Origin of the sequence: Candidatus Sororendozoicomonas aggregata, from assembly GCF_031528575.1 — a bacterium.
In the GTDB taxonomy this organism is placed as follows: Bacteria; Pseudomonadota; Gammaproteobacteria; order Pseudomonadales; family Endozoicomonadaceae; genus Endonucleibacter; species Endonucleibacter aggregata.
Genome location: NZ_JAVLSP010000016.1, coordinates 14,002 through 32,278, shown reverse-complemented (window position 1 = coordinate 32,278; position 18,277 = coordinate 14,002). Strand labels below are relative to the sequence as shown.

The window sequence follows — 18,277 nt, the reverse complement described above, 5'->3', positions numbered from 1 at the left end:
CTTAAGACAATTTCGGCCTGAAATCCAGTTTACTAAAAAGCGCGGCCAGAATTTTATGCTCGAAAGCATAAGTCCGACAGGCTCCTGGCGCCGTTAACCTGCTTTTAGGAGGGAGTGATGATTACCTTGATAATCACCTTTTGTGCATTTCTGCTGATTATCTCAGCTATGGCTATTGGGGCAATTGTGGCAAATAAGCCGATTAAAGGCTCCTGCGGGGGCTTAAGCGCATTGGGGTTGAAAGAAGACTGCCTGATCTGTGGTGGCACAGACAGTAAAGCGTCCAGGGCCAGGGACAGCCACAAGCCCACTGATGATCTGTTTTATGATGCCATGGCCGTAAAAAATCATTGACTCATCAATGTTTCCGCGGGGTTTCCGCGGGAGCCTGTCTGTCGGACTTACGGCAATTTCGGCCTGAAATCCAGAAAGAGCGGCCATATTTTCCGATGAATTTGCTTAAATAGGTCAACTATTCGCGCAAATCCATCGAAAAATCTGACTTGCCCTACTGAATTTCATGCTCGAAAGCTTAAGCCCGACAGGCTCCTGGCTGTTAATGGGTATTTCAGGGCAGCCATTTGGGCGGGTCAGGTTATATTTATGCGTCATTGGAATAATAACGAGCTGTAAGAGGAACGACAGCATGGCTGTAAGTGAATATGACCTGATAATATTGGGGTCGGGGCCGGCTGGTGAAGGAGCGGCAATGAATGCCGTTAAGCTGGGCAAGCGTGTCGCTGTGGTGGAACAGTTCGCCTTTGTCGGTGGCAGTTGCACACATCAGGGAACTATCCCATCAAAAGCATTGCGCCACTCTGTCAAGCAAATCATGGACTTTAACACCAACCCTATGTTTCGGGAAATTGGTGAGCCACGCTGGTTCAGTTTTCCAAAAGTGCTTAAGCGTGCGGAAAATGTCATTCAAAAACAGGTGCAGTCGCGCGCTTTGTATTATGCCCGCAATCGTATCGACCTGTTTTTTGGCAAAGGCCGGTTTATTGATGAGCATACCATTGAAGTGCATGAGAATAACGGCAATGCTGAGCAGCTGCATGCCACCAATATTCTGATTGCGACAGGCTCTCGCCCGTTTCACCCTGAGGATGTGGATTTTAACCATCCTCGTGTTTACGACAGTGACACGATTCTCACCTTGTCCCATACGCCGAAACGGATGATTATCTACGGTGCCGGGGTCATTGGTTCTGAGTACGCGTCTATCTTCTCAGGACTCGGGGTGCTGGTTGATCTGGTGGATACCCGTGATCGGCTCCTGTCTTTTCTGGATAAGGAAATCTCCGATGCCATGGGCTATCAGTTACGCAAGATGAACGTTATCGTTCGTCATAATGAAGAGTATCAGACAGTAGAGCCAATGAATGATGGTGTGGTATTACACCTCAAATCGGGCAAAAAGCTAAAGGCCGATTTATTGCTGTGGGCAAATGGCCGTACCGGTAATACTCAGGATATGGGGCTTGAACAGATTGGCCTTAGTGCTAACGGGCGTGGTCAGCTGGAGGTGAATGAGCGCTATCAAACCACGCTTTCCCATATTTACGCTGCTGGTGATGTGATTGGTTGGCCGAGTCTGGCCAGTGCCGCCTATGACCAGGGGCGCTCAGCCGCCAGTGACCTGGCTGGCGACTTACGTCGTCGATTTGTGGATGAAGTCCCCACAGGTATTTATACCATTCCTGAAATCAGCTCCCTTGGCCACACGGAAGAAGAACTGACATCCCAGGCAGTGCCCTATGAAGTGGGTAAAGCCTTTTTCTCGCGCTTGGCCCGGGCACAGATTACCGGAGAAGTTGTCGGTATGCTGAAAATCCTGTTTCACCGGGACACGCTGGAAGTACTGGGCATACACTGCTTTGGCGATCAGGCTTCAGAAATTGTTCATATCGGTCAGGCCGTGATGTCGCAACAAGGGGATGCGAACTCGCTGCGTTACTTCCTCAATACGACGTTTAATTACCCCACCATGGCAGAGGCTTATCGTGTGGCGGCACTGGATGGTTTAAACCGATTGTTTTAATTTACAGGGAACAGGTCGGCTTGCCGGCTTGTTTAACCTTGGATTCTTTTGTCACGAAAACCTGAAATTGCCACGGCAACAATCAAGTCAATGTAATTTGAGTGATTGGATGATGGGTTACAGAGATGACTTTTATATTCCTGACAATATCATTGGGTATAGTGGTAGTGCCGCATTAAACCCGACGGTTTATTTTAAATATCAGTGTTTTTTTGGGCGTATTACTCAATACTATCCTGAACCCGACAATCTTGGCCGTTCCCTTGTTCGCTTCGCCCATGACCATTGCATTGTCAATTATTCCAGAGCAATCACTAACCAAGACATTTTGAAAAGGCTTCATCCTAATACAATTAAGTTTGGTAATATGTTTGAGTTCTACAACGGGGCGGTAACACACTGTAGCAGAAACGCCTTTGTCCCCATAAAAAATCAAAACACAATGCTCAGGTCACACTTGTCCACAGCAATACACGCCTTTCCTACAATAAAAAAATTAGAGGTCAGGAAACTTGTTTTTCTGTACTTTAATTCGCGTAACGATTATGACTATTTTATTTCCAGGGCAGCGTCTGAATTTGGGTATAAAAATCTCGAAGATTTGAAACGTGACGCAGAGAACGCCTGTGAAGGTGAGGATTTGGACGTATGGTTAGCCCGCTATAAGGCTCGAAAAAATAACCCCGAATAGGTTGAATGAAATATTGATTTGAGACGGGGCCAAGTGGCTGAAAACGAGTATTGTGTAAATGCTTTACCAGGAGCCTTTGGAAGGCTTTAAACCGGCGACGTTTTTGATCAAAATAACGCTATCATTGTCGGGTAAAGGAATCTGGACGCTGTGGAGAACTTAACCGATTTAAAGGCCATACTGCACTCAAAGCGAGCCAATATCTACTATCTGGAAAAGTGTCGGGTCATGCAGAAAGATGGCCGGGTTCTTTACCTCACTGAAGCACGTACTGAAAACCAGTACTGGAACATCCCCATTGCCAATACCACCTGTCTGCTACTCGGCACAGGGACATCAATCACCCAGGCAGCCATACGCATGCTGGCCTCGGCGGGTGTTCTGGTGGGTTTCTGCGGTGGCGGTGGCACGCCGCTGCTAATGGCAAACGAGGTTGAGTGGCTGACACCACAGAGTGAGTATCGGCCCACTGAGTACCTTCAGGGCTGGGTGAGTTTCTGGTTTGATGATCAAAAGCGGCTTGAAGCGGCTCGTGAGATGCAAAATAGCCGCATGGCTTTCCTTAAAAATGTCTGGGGTAAAGATCGTGAACTTACACAAGCAGGGTTTGATCTGGAGCATTCAATGCTCGAAAGTGCATTAACAACTTTTGAGCATCAAACGGAGTCCGCCAGAAACACGTCGGAGCTATTGCAAGTAGAAGCACGTCTGACCAAACACCTTTACAAGTTTGCCGCCCGTGCCACCGGTTATGGTGACTTTATCAGGGAACGTGACGGGCAGGACCTGGCTAATGCCTTTCTTAACCATGGCAACTACCTTGCCTACGGCCTGGCCGCCACCACATTATGGGTTTTAGGCATTCCCCATGGTTTTGCCGTGATGCACGGTAAAACCCGACGTGGCGCACTGGTCTTTGATGTTGCGGATCTCATCAAGGATACGCTTATTCTGCCAAGGGCGTTTATCTGCGCCAAAGAAGGAGATACCGAGCAGGCATTTCGACAACAATGCCTTCAGGCATTTGCAGATCACAAAGCCCTTGACTTTATGTTTACTACTGTGAAACACATAGCACTATGCCAATTTGATGAAGACCCGAAAAGGGAGTTGTGAGCGTGTTAGTAACATTTGTTTCACAGTGTGAAAAAAACGCCCTGAAAAAAACACGTCGGATATTGGACGCTTTTGCCGACCGGATTGGCGACAACACCTGGCAAACCATTATTACCCAAGACGGGCTAAACGCCGTTCGCAAACTGTTGCGCAAAACCGCCAGCAAAAGTACCGCAGTCAGCTGCCATTGGCTGCGCTCCCGAACACGGATCGAATTGGTATGGACAGTTGGGCGCCAAAGTGCCTTTGACACACAGGGGCGGGTATCAGTGAATAGCACAAGAAAATCCATTGTCGGCCAACACGAGAGTGATTGGCACTACTTACCATTGATACAGGCGTTAACAGGCGTAGCCGCCTTGCTCCACGACTGGGGCAAGGCAACGCAATTGTTTCAGGATAAATTACACCCTGACAGCCCTCACCGATGCAAAGGTGATCCGGTTCGTCATGAATGGATCTCCTGTCTACTGCTCACAACATTAGTCAATCATGCCACATCCGCAGAAAAACCGGAGGATAGCCAATGGCTCAGGGCGATGATCGACCAGCAATGGGATGAAAACTGGTTCTCAGCCCTGGATGCGAATAGGGTAGACACATCCTATCGGCCTCTTGATCAATTACCGCCTGCCGCCAAGCTTGTCGCCTGGCTAATTATCAGCCATCACCGTTTACCCGAAACAAAAGAAGACCTCAGAGGTGACACAGCCAATACCATCGATGAACTATTGAAGCGTATTCATGTCGATTGGGGTTACAAAAACGAAAAAAACTACCAACAGAGGGTTGCTGACTGCTTTCAGTTTCCCAAAGGGTTTTTAGCGCAATCCAAACGCTGGCAAAGCGCCCTTAAAAAATGGGCCAAAAAACTTGAGGCATGTCTTCCTGCTGTTGATCAGGTGCTGACTGACGGCAGCTACAGAGTACTGCTGCACCATGCGAGATTATGCCTTATGTTGGCAGACCACCTTTATTCGTCTCAGGATGCGGCGCAAAACTGGCCTGACAGTACTGGACTGTTTGCCAATACTGACCCCAAAAACGGCGGCGTACTCAAGCAAAAACTGGATGAGCACCTCGTCGGCGTTGCACAACAGGCGGTACGCAATGTGTATATGCTCCCGGCTTTTGAGAATGAGCCGATTCCCGTAAAAAATATCCCATCACTGAAAAAACGAAGCCCGCGCCCATTCGCCTGGCAGGATAAGGCCGTCTCCAGTATCAGCCAATGGCGTGGACAACAGGAGGACAAAAAGTTTGGTTTTTTTGCCGTGAATATGGCCAGCACTGGCCAGGGAAAGACCTTTGCCAACGCTAAAATTATGCGGGCCTTATCTGAGGATGGTGACAGTTTGCGTTTTATTTTAGCCCTTGGGTTACGAACACTGACTTTGCAAACTGGCGACGAGTATCGCTCTCGCATTGGTCTGAAAAACAATGGTGAGCTGGCCGTATTGATTGGCTCCAGGGCGGTGATGGAACTTCATCAGCAAAGCAAAGACGAAAAAACCGCAAAACAGGCACAACAAGACAGTGGCTCTGAGTCCACCGAATCACTTTTTGATGAGCACATTGATTACGACTGTACGCTGCCAGAAGCAGGGCTGGCAACGGTTCTGAAAAGAAATAAAGACCGGGCTTTTCTCTATGCACCGGTTTTGGTCTGTACCATTGATCACCTGATGGCTGCCACTGAAACCACCCGTGGTGGTCGCTATATTCTTCCTGCTTTACGACTAATGTCATCAGACCTTGTGATTGATGAGGTGGATGATTTTACCGGCAATGATTTAGTGGCTATTGGTCGCCTTATTCATCTGGCAGGCATGTCAGGGCGAAAAGTGATGATTTCATCGGCAACGATTCCCCCTGATTTAGCGGAAGGGTATTTCCGGGCGTACCAGGCAGGATGGCAACTGTTCTGTCAAACCCGCAATGCTGCTCCTCTGATTGGCTGTGCATGGATTGATGAACATACAACCAGGGTTGACAGTATCAATGAGAAGGAAAAAGAAAACGCCTGGCGCAATTATTGTGACCATCATAGTGAGTTTGTGAATAAACGTGTGGCGCATCTTGATAAGGTTCCGGCCAAAAGGCGAGCAAGCATTATTCCCTGTCGCACTGTTGTGAAGACTGATGAGCAGCAGCAAAGCCACCGTGAACGCTATTTTGAGCGCATTGCCACATCAACCCTTGAAATGCACCAGCACCACCATACGGTAGATGGGCAAACTGACTTGCGTGTTTCTTTTGGCGTGGTGCGGGTTGCTAATATTCCTCCGTGTGTTGCCCTGACTCAATACCTGATGGCAAGATCATGGCCAGAAAATACAGCCGTTAAAGTGATGGCCTACCACAGTCAACAGATTTTGTTACTCCGGCATTTACAGGAACAACACCTCGATGAAGTGTTACGGCGTAAGGAGACAGCCGAACAGTTGCCCCAGGCTTTTACCAATCCGGTGATTCGCCATCACCTCGACACCGAGCCTGCCGGTGTTCGTGATGTTGTCTTTATTCTTGTGGCGACGCCCGTTGAGGAAGTGGGCCGCGACCATGACTTCGACTGGGCCATTATAGAGCCATCGTCTTATCGCTCTCTGGTACAGTTGGCTGGGCGTGTGCTGCGCCACCGTAATAAATGCCCATCTACGCCGAATATTGGAATTTTGGAATATAACCTGAAAGGAATTAAGGAGCTTGCCAGCGGGAAACCCGCGTGTGTCTTTATTAGGCCAGGGTATGAAGATGGGGAATTGCGTCTTAAACATCACGCCATGGGGAAACTGGTTGATGTGAAGGCCATTGAAGAAAAACTCGATGCAGTGCCCCGTATTCAAAAACCGCCTCGTGATCACTTTAAACAAAGTGAGCAACTCGCTCATCTGGAGCACGCTGCCACCAAGCGACTGTTAACTATGGCCGCTGATCAGCGTTCCGGGCCGGGAAGATTGAATGGCTACCTGTGGGAGCACTGGTTTCTGACAGCTATGGTGCAACGGCGAACACCGTTTAGGAGCGGAAATTATGGTGAGACTATTTACTGTCTTTATGATTATAAGACAGAAAACACCCGTTTCCATCGACGAGAACCTGATGAATTTATTACCTGTGAAGACGTTTTTAATATTGAAACACTAGTCTGCTCTGACCATCGCGCCCTTTGGCTCAACCGCGATTATCAGCAAGCCCTTCATCAACTGGCAGAAGATATGCCGGCATCACCCCGTTCGATCTCTGAGCGGTTTGGCGAACTCAATTTCAACCATGATAATGATCAAACCTGTTATGTCTACTGTGACCAGTGGGGGTTAGTGAAAAAAGAGTAAAACGCCAGTCATGGAACCTGCTGACTGGCAAGTGCTGCTTTTTCAGCAGTGGAAGCGTACAAATAAGAATTTTTTCTAAGCTGCCTGTGCGGCAGTGAACCCTTAGCCCTCTGTAGAGCTTCTTTCTCAATATTTCTAAGCTGCCTGTGCGGCAGTGAACCACATGAATCAAGACAAAGACCTCTACGAAGATTTCTAAGCTGCCTGTGCGGCAGTGAACACAAGACATCTGGGAGCAGATTAAGGGGTTAGATTTCTAAGCTGCCTGTGCGGCAGTGAACCCCCCCCCTCGTATGGAACCCTTACCTTACAATTTCTAAGCTGCCTGTGCGGCAGTGAACCATTAGTAAGCCCTCGGCGGTGAGGCGTGGCGTTTCTAAGCTGCCTGTGCGGCAGTGAACTGAGGGTAAACCTATCGGAAGGCAAGGGATATTTTCTAAGCTGCCTGTGCGGCAGTGAACGCTCCTCTGTCCAATCGACACGCTCAGAAAAATTTCTAAGCTGCCTGTGCGGCAGTGAACCGAATCATGGGGAGCTTATGATTCGTCAAGGCTTTCTAAGCTGCCTGTGCGGCAGTGAACTATATTACGACTATGTGATGGATGCTCGTGCTTTTCTAAGCTGCCTGTGCGGCAGTGAACCTTGTAAATCATGAGTAGACTTTTCTTCAAGCTTTCTAAGCTGCCTGTGCGGCAGTGAACATGAAATAGCAAGTGGCTATGGATTAACATGTATTTCTAAGCTGCCTGTGCGGCAGTGAACTTGGAAGAAAACAATATAAAAGAAGCTACAAATTTCTAAGCTGCCTGTGCGGCAGTGAACAATAAGGAAAAGCTATGAATGAAGCCACTACATTTCTAAGCTGCCTGTGCGGCAGTGAACGCACGCACGCAGAGTAAGCACAGAGAACTGGTTTTCTAAGCTGCCTGTGCGGCAGTGAACCCAAAACAACCTCACTAATTCCTGTGCCATCTTTTCTAAGCTGCCTGTGCGGCAGTGAACTACATTCGCCATTTTGTTGATTAACATTTTCGTTTCTAAGCTGCCTGTGCGGCAGTGAACTTTCTGGAACCGGAGAAGATAATCAACCAAAATTTCTAAGCTGCCTGTGCGGCAGTGAACCCCCTGTCAATTGATTCAATCATAATTAATTTTTTCTAAGCTGCCTGTGCGGCAGTGAACAGGAATTGTTACTATGACTTTTGAGCTTATGATTTCTAAGCTGCCTGTGCGGCAGTGAACGCGTATCCATGATAACCCTCTCCAACCTTGGTTTTCTAAGCTGCCTGTGCGGCAGTGAACTTAGAGTATTTCCAGTTCACACTGTCTACTGTTTTCTAAGCTGCCTGTGCGGCAGTGAACGGTTCTTGCGTGGCTTGCTATTGAGTACGAAATTTCTAAGCTGCCTGTGCGGCAGTGAACAAAAAACTGATGTGGATATCTATAACCATGTTTTTCTAAGCTGCCTGTGCGGCAGTGAACGGTTTGTCTGGTTTTTTGTAAAATCTCTGTCTTTTCTAAGCTGCCTGTGCGGCAGTGAACCGCTGAAAACTTTCTTAACGGAGTATGCGATGTTTTCTAAGCTGCCTGTGCGGCAGTGAACTAATCATGCAATTAACAGCAAACCCGGGATACTTTCTAAGCTGCCTGTGCGGCAGTGAACCAATATTACAATTATTGTGATTTTGGTTGTTTTTTCTAAGCTGCCTGTGCGGCAGTGAACGAAAAACTCCAGGGGGAAAAAGAGAAGCTAGATTTCTAAGCTGCCTGTGCGGCAGTGAACCTCATAATCCCTAATATTTATTCGATTAATGCTTTCTAAGCTGCCTGTGCGGCAGTGAACACAGGATTAAACAAGATAAAGCCAACACAGAATTTCTAAGCTGCCTGTGCGGCAGTGAACGAGCACAGCCGGGTTCGACGGGTACACTCGCATTTTCTAAGCTGCCTGTGCGGCAGTGAACGCTGGTATCAGTATAAAATATTCGGATGATTATTTCTAAGCTGCCTGTGCGGCAGTGAACTTTATAGTGCCTTCCTGATAATATACAGTGACTTTCTAAGCTGCCTGTGCGGCAGTGAACTTAGGGTCCCGGCAGTGGTGCGTCCCAGAATCATTTCTAAGCTGCCTGTGCGGCAGTGAACCCTGGGTGGTTGTGTGTGCGGTTCTGGCAACGTTTCTAAGCTGCCTGTGCGGCAGTGAACGTGTTAGAGCGTCCCGCGCCTTTGTTGCCAGCTTTCTAAGCTGCCTGTGCGGCAGTGAACGAATACTATAACCTTCTGTATAACCAACAGATTTTCTAAGCTGCCTGTGCGGCAGTGAACACGCCCAAAAAGTAGAACGCATCAAAAGATTTTTTCTAAGCTGCCTGTGCGGCAGTGAACTCATAAAAAGACTATACATATAATCAAAAATATTTCTAAGCTGCCTGTGCGGCAGTGAACATGTTCCACATACACGGAAGGCCGCTATTACTTTTCTAAGCTGCCTGTGCGGCAGTGAACAATGTGTTGTTGTAAAGTCGTCAGCTCAAATTTTTCTAAGCTGCCTGTGCGGCAGTGAACTTCTGAGTGCGCTGTAGAAGCTGCTGATAAGTTTTCTAAGCTGCCTGTGCGGCAGTGAACACTTAGCAATAACACCAGCGATAAACTCTGCATTTCTAAGCTGCCTGTGCGGCAGTGAACTGCGGTTAGTCGTGCTGAAAGGCCGACAACAATTTCTAAGCTGCCTGTGCGGCAGTGAACTGCGGTTAGTCGTGCTGAAAGGCCGACAACAATTTCTAAGCTGCCTGTGCGGCAGTGAACTTGGGTTTAGATAGTCCCTCATTGTTCTTTCATTTCTAAGCTGCCTGTGCGGCAGTGAACGAGCAAAGAATTGCAGATATTATTTCGAGTGCTTTCTAAGCTGCCTGTGCGGCAGTGAACTGTAATGCCTCCATATCTTCAACAGTCTTATATTTCTAAGCTGCCTGTGCGGCAGTGAACAATGTAATCTACCATTTTTTGCCCCCCATTCATTTCTAAGCTGCCTGTGCGGCAGTGAACCCGTAGCAGCGCGGCAAGATGGTCAATCATCATTTCTAAGCTGCCTGTGCGGCAGTGAACGACGCTTAATCTTAGAAACAATATTCTTACTATTTCTAAGCTGCCTGTGCGGCAGTGAACTAGAGATTTTTAGCAAAAAAACGAGCTGCACCAATCACTTCAGCCTGAAAAGGTAAAAATACCCTTTTTTTAGGCTAGATTGCAACCCGTTGATTTTAAACATATTTTTAAAGAGCTAAAATTTTTGGGTTAAAAACAGGGTAGTGCCCTATTGTCACCCTTTCTGGTCAGACCGTACGAAGTAAAAGTACTCGTTTCATCAGTATATGCCGTTCGCTCTTGAGTAATAAACAGTCGAAATCGCTTGCCAGAACTTGAGCTGTTGACCCAGATATACGGTGCTTTAGTGCACTCCGGCTGGAAATGACTGCGTTGTTTCATGGCCTCATCAACACTGATGCCCTCTCTGCTGGCAGCTCTGTGAGCCAACCTTTGAATGCTGGATCTGGACTTAGGCTGCAATCGGCTGAAACGAACCCAGGACGTCACGTTATCGGGGACAGCCCGAATAGTGGTTATGTGCACGTAATCTGAAAACCCATTGAGCCGGTGTTTCAAATCCAGTTGTAACAGGGCTTTTTTATCCCCGAAAATTCGCAGCTTTCGGCCCACCGTTCGGCGAGTGTCACTGTATTGCGGAAATGCAATGGCAAAAGGTGAGTGACCTTCTGGTTTTTTATGGGCTACCAGCGCCAGATGAAGCTGGCTAAAGGTTTTTTCCAGGAGAAAATGTTGTTCAATATCATCACCGGGTAACAATGTTATATCAATATAGGCTTGCATGATTCACCTATTTATCACTTTGTCCGAACACGCCACCACGGACAAGTACGGCCATCACATAATGCTCGTCATTGCTTGTTGGCAGCGTTTTGCCATTCGCCCAGTCGTCGAAGAAGGTATAAAAATCCTGATTCTCTTTCGGTGTGCGAAATGCCCTGCCGAGGTTGGTAACAGCACCATAAGGTTCCACAGCAATGGGGCCTGCGCTGTGTTCCGGGTCGTTAAAAGCAGGGTACCAGGTATCGATTGTTCGTATGGCATTACCCAGTTTTTGGGAATGCATTGCTGCTTTGCGATTTTCTCCGTAACTGTAGAGCACCTTGCTTTTTTTACCTTTGCCCTTATCCATCACCAGCTCTTCACTGGGATAAACCTCCTGGGCCAGTCCAACTTTGGCATAGCAGGCAATATCCAGAAGGAGATAGCCGTCCTCACTGGCAAGCGTCTCAGCTATTGTGGTAGCCAGCGCATCAACCTGGTCATTCTGGTTATCGAAGTGACGCAGGTTGAAATCATGGGCATTAAATGTCCAGCTTTGTTTATGGGCTTCGTTAAGCACACGAACAACCACTTCAATGCTTTCTGCGCCCACACGGTTACGCCAAAGTGCGCGGGCATTGGCGATATTCAGTGCATAACGTTTGGCCAGTTCACGGAACCCTTCGCGCTCACTGTAATTACGTGCCACTTTGGCATAGGACTGTTGAAACATTGCGTTATTGCACGCTGAAGGTTTGTGAACACCGCCTAAAACTTTCAGGGTGAAATGCAGTTTCAGTGTATCCTGGTCAACACTGAGAGCACAGGTATCAACCGTCTGAAGATTGGGTTTTTCTACTTCCGCGTTTAATTTGGCCGGATCATTTTTAACAGCAGGTTTCAGTCGGTTGGAAATAGTCCCCCGTACAGACTTTTCCTGGAGTGTCAGGGGGGTTACCTGAGCACGATCATGCCACTGGGTGCCATACAGGTAGCCATCGGAGAGAACCAGCTTTTTCTCGAAGGCAAGCACAGATGCAGTGTGATTTTTTTGAGCCATTGTCTTATTCCTTAATAATAAACAGTGTCGTTTTCAGTGTCTTGATGGTTGTTTACGCAGAGATAGAGGTTATTCAACTCATCGTAGTGGTATCGCCACAGAAGCTCATCCAGGCTATTTAACCGGTAAGGCATAATAAATTGGCCGAGAGTGACCACGCTTTCAGCAAAACGGTGCAGCGCCTGGGGGTCTCTCTGGTTTAAGGCGTTACCAGGGGGTGAAATTCCCTGAAAACCCGTGGCCAAAGGCACAAGCCATCCTGTCGGTGTGGGGAAATCATCTTCGGTTACTGGCGGCGTTTTCTTTTGTCTGCTCCAGGTTACAGAACCATCGTCATCTAAGGTGCAGTGGTTGTACACGGACAGGTAATCCACCAGGGCGTCCAGTGCATCCTGTCCTTGTGCCATGGCCTCTTGCATCAGTTCGCGACGTTCGATAATGGCATAGCCTGGCATCAGTCGCCTGTTAAGCGCACGAATATCTTGTTGATTACCTTCTTCGTAGACCATTATCTCTGGGGGATTAAACTGTAAAATATCACCACCGGCCATCTTCATAGAAGCATTCAGGTGGTGAGAAACCCGCTTGCACAACGCGTCACTATCATCGGAATCGTGATCTGAAAGTTGCACAACAAGGGAAACATCCAGATGGCAGCGGGCTTCTTCTATAAACGAGGCGCGTACGGCATTAGAGGGATTGCCTTTTTCACTTTTGGGTACCAGAGGGTTACCTGTACCGACAATGGAAGCGACAAAATCACCAGGGCCACGGTAGGTGTTCAGGTTCATTTCATGGCAGACGACGCCCGTTGCCTCACAGTGTACAGCCCTGCCATCGGCCTGTAGTTTACGCTGCAATGCGTGTGTGGCACCCAGCCAGGCTGTCATTGCTGGAAACCCGATGGTATAAGGGCTGGATAACGCATTGGCATTATGTACCCTGATATGAGGCAGCAATAATAAGGTGCTGATATGCCCGCTCATAACAAAACCTCCCTGTGTGTGTGCACCTGACTTGTTATATGCTGCTTTTCATCATCACCAAGTTTGATGCTCTTTTTGCCAAGAACCCGTTCATACCCTTTAAAAATAAAATGGCTAATGGCTTTTACGATGTCATCAAGCCATGAACCCGATTCATCACGCTCTGAAATCCTGCTGCCCAGCAGCCAGATTTGTTCAGAGGCTGAAATGGCATGGTATTTGGGGTTGAAATACTCATCAGAAACAGCCCGGATTTGCCACATGCGTTGAACAATGGTATCGAGTATCGCTGCATAAAAAGCGTCACGAGCCGCACGTGTCTGCCGATTATTTTTGCCGTTCACATAGACACGGTGCAACCTTTGAAAATTATCCTTGCATTCCCAGGGAGTGATTGACTGTTGAAAGAAACTCTGCCTGGGAAACGGAATGTCACGTTTGCTCAGACGCGGTGGCGCACACAGTAGCAGATGGGCCTTGCCACCATTTTGATTATTTAACACACTGATGTTCTGGGGCTTGGTACCACCGTACCCCACGGTCGTCAGGTTATAGATTTCCTGAAAACCGTGTTCAGAAAGTGTGTTATCGCGTCGTTTGTCCCTGGCGAGTTTGACGTCATCGTTAAAACGCAGGTGGTCGAGCCTTCTGCGCATTTCAAACAGCACGCCCGAGGGTGTCAAAATGGATAACAGGTGGTAGTCATTGTCCACCGGAAAGAAAACCTGCTTGATCTTAGCGCTGGTGACGACCGCTTTGGTGTCCGGTTTCAGTATGGCCATAAAGCCATCCTTAAGTTCGTCATAACTGGCTGAGTTGATGGTCAGTAGCGCTTTAGCGATGGCAGAGTCTTCCTGAATATGGGTGAGTAGCGTCCGGTTATCTTCCATATTCAAGGTGAGAAATTTATAGACATCGAGGGCAGCGGCATTACCGAGCGCATCCTGCTGAGCATCGACGTTACCGCTTTTCAGAAAGCCATCTTCCTGCCATTGTGCGTTGGCAACAATAGGCGTCGACTCACCATTTTTATTTTTTTTAGCGCCAGGATGACTGAACGTACAAGGATGGGTTGTTATGGCTAGCTGCTTTGCTCGTCGCGCCGCATCTGGCAACCAAACCTCGTAAGAAAAGCGCTCGTTGCATTCCTGGCGCACTTCACGCTGGCGCACGTCATCCATGTTCGCTTTCAGGTTCTTTTTCAGCCATGCCTCTTTTCTTTCATCAAAGAAGCGAGAAATCGCAGTATCTGGCATTTTTCTGTGCCTCTCGTTACGTTATATGGGTGACATTGTAGATAGTATTTTGAAATAATCAATCCTAATTATAATTAATACATAGCTAAAGCTGGAGGGGGATCGTAATGAAAAGATGACTGGCAGTCCAACGAAAAAATGCCTAGGATAGGCGTACTGCCGAATAGGTAGCTTAGAAAGAATTCTTATTTATACATCTTCCACTGCTGAACAAGCAGCTCTTACCGGTCAGCGGGTTCCAGCAATGGAACCTATTCTTTTTTTAGCAACCCTCACTGACTAACCTCGTTTCCATGCTCTTGTTAGAGCGCCTACCTTCTTCACCATAAGCCACATACCTCTGGCAACCCCTTTTGCCCCTGGATGATCGGGAGTACTGGAATAACGCCAGTATTCGGCCTTATCAACGTACCATGCCGGTATTCTGGTGGCGTATGCGTTACCATGCGGTGAGGGGGAACGAGACATAGCATGATAGAGAGCTTATTGCCGCACAACTCTCTGGAAACCAACAGCGCCCTGTACGACGGCCATGGAAGCCTGGCGCTTTATTTTGTCTTTTGATTGGCGCGAGCGTATAATCGCAAGGGTTTTATCTCCCCTTCCAACTGTCCCCTGGTGACTGCCAATGCTGAGAGTTGCTCAAGATGCCCTGACTTTTGATGATGTCCTCCTCCTGCCGGGTTATTCTGAAGTGCTGCCCAAAGATGTGTCGCTGAAAACACGGCTGACGCGCGGCATAGAACTGAACCTGCCCCTGGTTTCTTCCGCCATGGACACGGTAACCGAGTCCCGTTTGGCGATTGCCATGGCCCAGGAAGGCGGCATTGGTATCATCCACAAAAACATGACGGCAGAACAACAGGCGGCACACGTACGGGCAGTCAAGAAATATGAAAACGGCGTGGTGAAAGACCCCATTACCATTGACGCGTCAGCGTCTGTGCAAGATTTGCTGGCCTTAACCACTCATCACCGCATCTCCGGTGTGCCGGTGCTCTCAGGTAAAGATCTGGTGGGCATTGTCACCAGCCGGGATATGCGCTTTGTCGTTGATCTTAAACGTAAAGTTTCTGAGATCATGACACCGCGCGAGCGGCTGGTCACGGTTCGTGAAGGCACCAGGCAAGATGATGTCCGTGCGCTGCTACACCAGCATCGGATAGAAAAAGTGCTGGTGGTGGATGAGGCATTTAATCTCGCTGGCATGATGACCGTCAAGGACATCAAAAAAGCCCAGGACTACCCCAATGCCTGCAAAGATGACCAGGGGCAGTTGCGTGTTGGCGCAGCGGTAGGTACAGGCCCGGAAACCCCTGAGCGTGTGGCGGCACTGGTGGATGCTGGCGTTGATGTCATTATTGTTGATACGGCCCATGGGCACTCCGTGGGTGTTATTGACCGGGTTCGTTGGGTGAAAGAAAACTACCCCTCTGTTCAGGTCATCGGCGGTAATATTGCCACAGGCGCGGCGGCTAAAGCATTGGTTGAAGCAGGCGCCGATGGTGTGAAGGTGGGTATTGGTCCGGGTTCTATTTGTACGACGCGCATCGTGACTGGCATTGGTGTGCCCCAGATTACCGCGGTAGCCAATGTTGTTACGGCTTTAAGCGATACAGACGTGCCTGTTGTCGCTGATGGCGGTATCCGCTATTCTGGCGATATCGCCAAAGCCGTGGTTGCCGGCGCGAACACGGTGATGCTCGGCAGCATGCTGGCAGGTACCGAAGAGGCTCCGGGTGAGGTAGAGCTGTTTCAGGGAAGAAGCTACAAAGCCTATCGTGGCATGGGTTCATTAGGTGCCATGGGACAGTCCACTGGCTCCAGTGACCGTTATTTCCAAAGCGCGGAAGAAGGCACAGAAAAGCTGGTGCCTGAAGGTATCGAAGGTCGCGTGCCTTATAAAGGGTCGCTGACAGCCATTATTCACCAGATGGTTGGGGGCCTGCGGGCAGCGATGGGCTATACCGGCTCCAAAGACATGGATACCATGCGCACCGTGCCTGAGTTTGTTCGCGTCACCAGTGCCGGTATGAGGGAGTCCCATGTACACGATGTCACTATTACTAAAGAAGCGCCCAATTACCGCGTCGGCTAATTCCCTTTTTCTCGCGTTTTCTTTCAGACCGGGTACAAACGTTCCCGGTCTTTGTTTACTTACTATTGGTAGTCAACATGTCCTTGGATATCCATGCTGATCGCGTTTTGATTCTTGATTTTGGTTCCCAGTATACCCAGCTCATTGCGCGGCGTATTCGCGAAATCGGGGTGTACTGTGAACTGCATCCTTATGATATGGATGAAAAGCGTCTGCGTCAGTTTAACCCTAAAGCGGTTATTCTCTCAGGTGGGCCTGAGTCAGTAGGTAAGGGAAACAGCCCCCGTGCGCCCCAGGCTGTGTTTGATCTGGGAGTCCCCGTACTGGGCATTTGCTATGGCATGCAAACCATGGCAAGGCAAATGGGTGGCACTGTTTCTTCTTCTGACCTGCGTGAATTTGGTTATGCCCAGTTATTGCTGGCGGGTCGCTCACGGTTGTTTGAGGGTATTGAAGACCATATCAATGATGAGGGTCAGTTAAGCCTGGATATCTGGATGAGCCATGGCGATAAGGTCACTCAACTGCCAGAGGGGTTTGTCGTGACGGCCTCAACCAGCTCTTGCCCTATCGCAGCCATGGCCTGTGAAGAAAAGCAATACTATGGCGTGCAGTTCCACCCGGAAGTGACACACACCAAACAGGGGCTGCGGCTGCTTGAGCGCTTTATCGTGGATATTGCCGGCTGTGAATGCCTTTGGACACCGGGAAAAATCATTGAAGATGCTATTACTCGTGTTCGTGAGCAAGTGGGTGACAAGCAGGTACTGCTGGGGTTGTCCGGTGGGGTCGACTCCAGTGTGGTGGCTGCCTTGCTGAACAAAGCCATTGGTGATCAACTGGTGTGTGTTTTTGTCGATAATGGTTTGCTGCGTCTTAATGAAGGCAATCAGGTCATGGCCATGTTCGCGGAAAACATGGGTATTCGAGTGATTCGTGCCGATGCGGAAGACTTGTTTCTGAGCAAGCTTGAAGGTGTCAGCGACCCGGAAGCAAAACGCAAAGTGATTGGTAATACGTTTATTGACGTCTTTGATGAACAGGCCACCAGACTGGAGGGTATTGAGTTTCTGGCACAAGGCACCATTTATCCCGATGTTATTGAGTCAGCAGGCTCAGAATCTGGTAAGGCGCATGTTATTAAGTCGCACCATAATGTGGGTGGCTTGCCAGAAGACATGAAAATGTCACTGGTGGAGCCATTGCGTGAACTGTTTAAAGATGAGGTGCGCAAGATTGGCCTTGAATTGGGGCTTCCTTACGATATGGTCTACCGCCATCCTTTTCCCGGGCCGGGGTTGGGAGTGCGTATTCTCGGTGAAGTGAAAAAATCCTACGCAACTATTTTACGTCAGGCCGATGCCATCTTTATTGAGGAACTGCATAAAGCACAATGGTATCACAAAGTCAGCCAGGCATTTACTGTCTTCCTTCCGGTGAAATCCGTTGGGGTAGTAGGCGACGGTCGTCGTTATGAATATGTCATTGCTATTCGTGCCGTTGAAACCATCGATTTTATGACAGCGCGCTGGGCGCATTTGCCTTATGAGTTGCTCGAAACGGTGTCTAACCGCATCATTAATGAGATTGAACAGGTATCCCGGGTAACGTACGACGTATCCAGCAAGCCGCCGGCAACCATTGAGTGGGAATAATCCCTTGATATAAACGGGGTAAGGTCAGGGCTATTAATTATTTATATATAAATTGTCGTATAAAAAGCTCCCCCTGGCCATTGTCAAAAAGAAGTGACGTCGCCTGCGATGACGCAGGTTTTATCCCCCATAAATCGGGTTCATGAACTGGACGAGATCAATGTTCTGGTTC

General features: G+C 48.6%; 11 protein-coding genes and 1 CRISPR repeat array. Of the genes, 7 read left to right on the top strand and 4 right to left on the bottom strand.

From position 1 onward, the window contains the following. The first annotated feature begins 117 nt into the window (after positions 1–117). From nqrM to cas3f, 5 genes are all read left to right on the top strand, one after another. Complete coding sequence (gene nqrM, locus V4C51_RS05105; protein WP_330925056.1) at positions 118–354, top strand: (Na+)-NQR maturation NqrM; 237 nt, start codon at positions 118–120, stop codon at positions 352–354. Between the two features lie 292 nt (positions 355–646). Then, on the top strand, positions 647–2,041 hold the full coding sequence (sthA, locus tag V4C51_RS05100) for a Si-specific NAD(P)(+) transhydrogenase (RefSeq protein WP_330925055.1): 1,395 nt from the start codon (positions 647–649) through the stop codon (positions 2,039–2,041). Positions 2,042–2,150: 109 nt separating this feature from the next. Further along, a complete protein-coding gene (locus V4C51_RS05095) occupies positions 2,151–2,732 on the top strand; it encodes a hypothetical protein (protein ID WP_330925054.1) in 582 nt (193 codons plus the stop codon). Between the two features lie 150 nt (positions 2,733–2,882). Beyond that, positions 2,883–3,848, top strand: a complete 966-nt coding sequence (gene cas1f, locus V4C51_RS05090; RefSeq protein ID WP_330925053.1) for a type I-F CRISPR-associated endonuclease Cas1f — start codon at positions 2,883–2,885, stop codon at positions 3,846–3,848. 2 nt (positions 3,849–3,850) lie between these two features. Continuing rightward, a complete protein-coding gene (cas3f, locus tag V4C51_RS05085) occupies positions 3,851–7,183 on the top strand; it encodes a type I-F CRISPR-associated helicase Cas3f (RefSeq protein WP_330925052.1) in 3,333 nt (1,110 codons plus the stop codon). Positions 7,184–7,255: 72 nt separating this feature from the next. Next, positions 7,256–10,348: direct repeats of the CRISPR family, unit length 28 nt; unit sequence TTTCTAAGCTGCCTGTGCGGCAGTGAAC. 129 nt (positions 10,349–10,477) lie between these two features. Here cas3f and cas6f read toward each other — a convergent pair. From cas6f to csy1, 4 genes are read right to left on the bottom strand one after another with little or no spacing between them, the layout of a single operon-like run. Next, complete coding sequence (gene cas6f / locus V4C51_RS05080) at positions 10,478–11,071, bottom strand: type I-F CRISPR-associated endoribonuclease Cas6/Csy4 (RefSeq protein ID WP_330925051.1); 594 nt, start codon at positions 11,069–11,071, stop codon at positions 10,478–10,480. Between the two features lie 7 nt (positions 11,072–11,078). Continuing rightward, the gene (csy3, locus tag V4C51_RS05075; RefSeq protein WP_330925050.1) at positions 11,079–12,110 is read right to left on the bottom strand and encodes a type I-F CRISPR-associated protein Csy3; all 1,032 of its coding nucleotides are present in this window, start codon (positions 12,108–12,110) and stop codon (positions 11,079–11,081) included. Positions 12,111–12,121: 11 nt separating this feature from the next. Beyond that, the gene (gene csy2 / locus V4C51_RS05070) at positions 12,122–13,096 is read right to left on the bottom strand and encodes a type I-F CRISPR-associated protein Csy2 (RefSeq protein WP_330925049.1); all 975 of its coding nucleotides are present in this window, start codon (positions 13,094–13,096) and stop codon (positions 12,122–12,124) included. Next, positions 13,093–14,352: a type I-F CRISPR-associated protein Csy1 gene (gene csy1 / locus V4C51_RS05065; protein WP_330925048.1), complete on the bottom strand. Its 1,260-nt coding sequence runs from the start codon at positions 14,350–14,352 to the stop codon at positions 13,093–13,095. Before csy1 ends, csy2 begins: the two co-directional genes overlap by 4 nt. Before the next feature lie 628 nt (positions 14,353–14,980). Here csy1 and guaB point away from each other — a divergent pair. Together guaB and guaA are read left to right on the top strand one after the other, a co-directional pair. Continuing rightward, the gene (gene guaB / locus V4C51_RS05060; protein ID WP_330925047.1) at positions 14,981–16,450 is read left to right on the top strand and encodes an IMP dehydrogenase; all 1,470 of its coding nucleotides are present in this window, start codon (positions 14,981–14,983) and stop codon (positions 16,448–16,450) included. Positions 16,451–16,527: 77 nt separating this feature from the next. Then, the gene (guaA, locus tag V4C51_RS05055) at positions 16,528–18,105 is read left to right on the top strand and encodes a glutamine-hydrolyzing GMP synthase (protein ID WP_330925046.1); all 1,578 of its coding nucleotides are present in this window, start codon (positions 16,528–16,530) and stop codon (positions 18,103–18,105) included. The last annotated feature ends 172 nt before the right edge of the window (positions 18,106–18,277 follow it).

What these genes read in the sequence shown, in the direction of transcription:
- sthA (WP_330925055.1), top strand. Translation starts at nt 647, where the DNA reads ATGGCTGTAAGTGAATATGACCTGATAATATTGGGGTCGGGGCCGGCT.
- csy2 (WP_330925049.1), bottom strand. Translation starts at nt 13,096, where the DNA reads ATGAGCGGGCATATCAGCACCTTATTATTGCTGCCTCATATCAGGGTA.
- cas6f (WP_330925051.1), bottom strand. Translation starts at nt 11,071, where the DNA reads ATGCAAGCCTATATTGATATAACATTGTTACCCGGTGATGATATTGAA.
- nqrM (WP_330925056.1), top strand. Translation starts at nt 118, where the DNA reads ATGATTACCTTGATAATCACCTTTTGTGCATTTCTGCTGATTATCTCA.
- csy3 (WP_330925050.1), bottom strand. Translation starts at nt 12,110, where the DNA reads ATGGCTCAAAAAAATCACACTGCATCTGTGCTTGCCTTCGAGAAAAAG.
- V4C51_RS05095 (WP_330925054.1), top strand. Translation starts at nt 2,151, where the DNA reads ATGATGGGTTACAGAGATGACTTTTATATTCCTGACAATATCATTGGG.
- guaB (WP_330925047.1), top strand. Translation starts at nt 14,981, where the DNA reads ATGCTGAGAGTTGCTCAAGATGCCCTGACTTTTGATGATGTCCTCCTC.
- guaA (WP_330925046.1), top strand. Translation starts at nt 16,528, where the DNA reads ATGTCCTTGGATATCCATGCTGATCGCGTTTTGATTCTTGATTTTGGT.
- csy1 (WP_330925048.1), bottom strand. Translation starts at nt 14,352, where the DNA reads ATGCCAGATACTGCGATTTCTCGCTTCTTTGATGAAAGAAAAGAGGCA.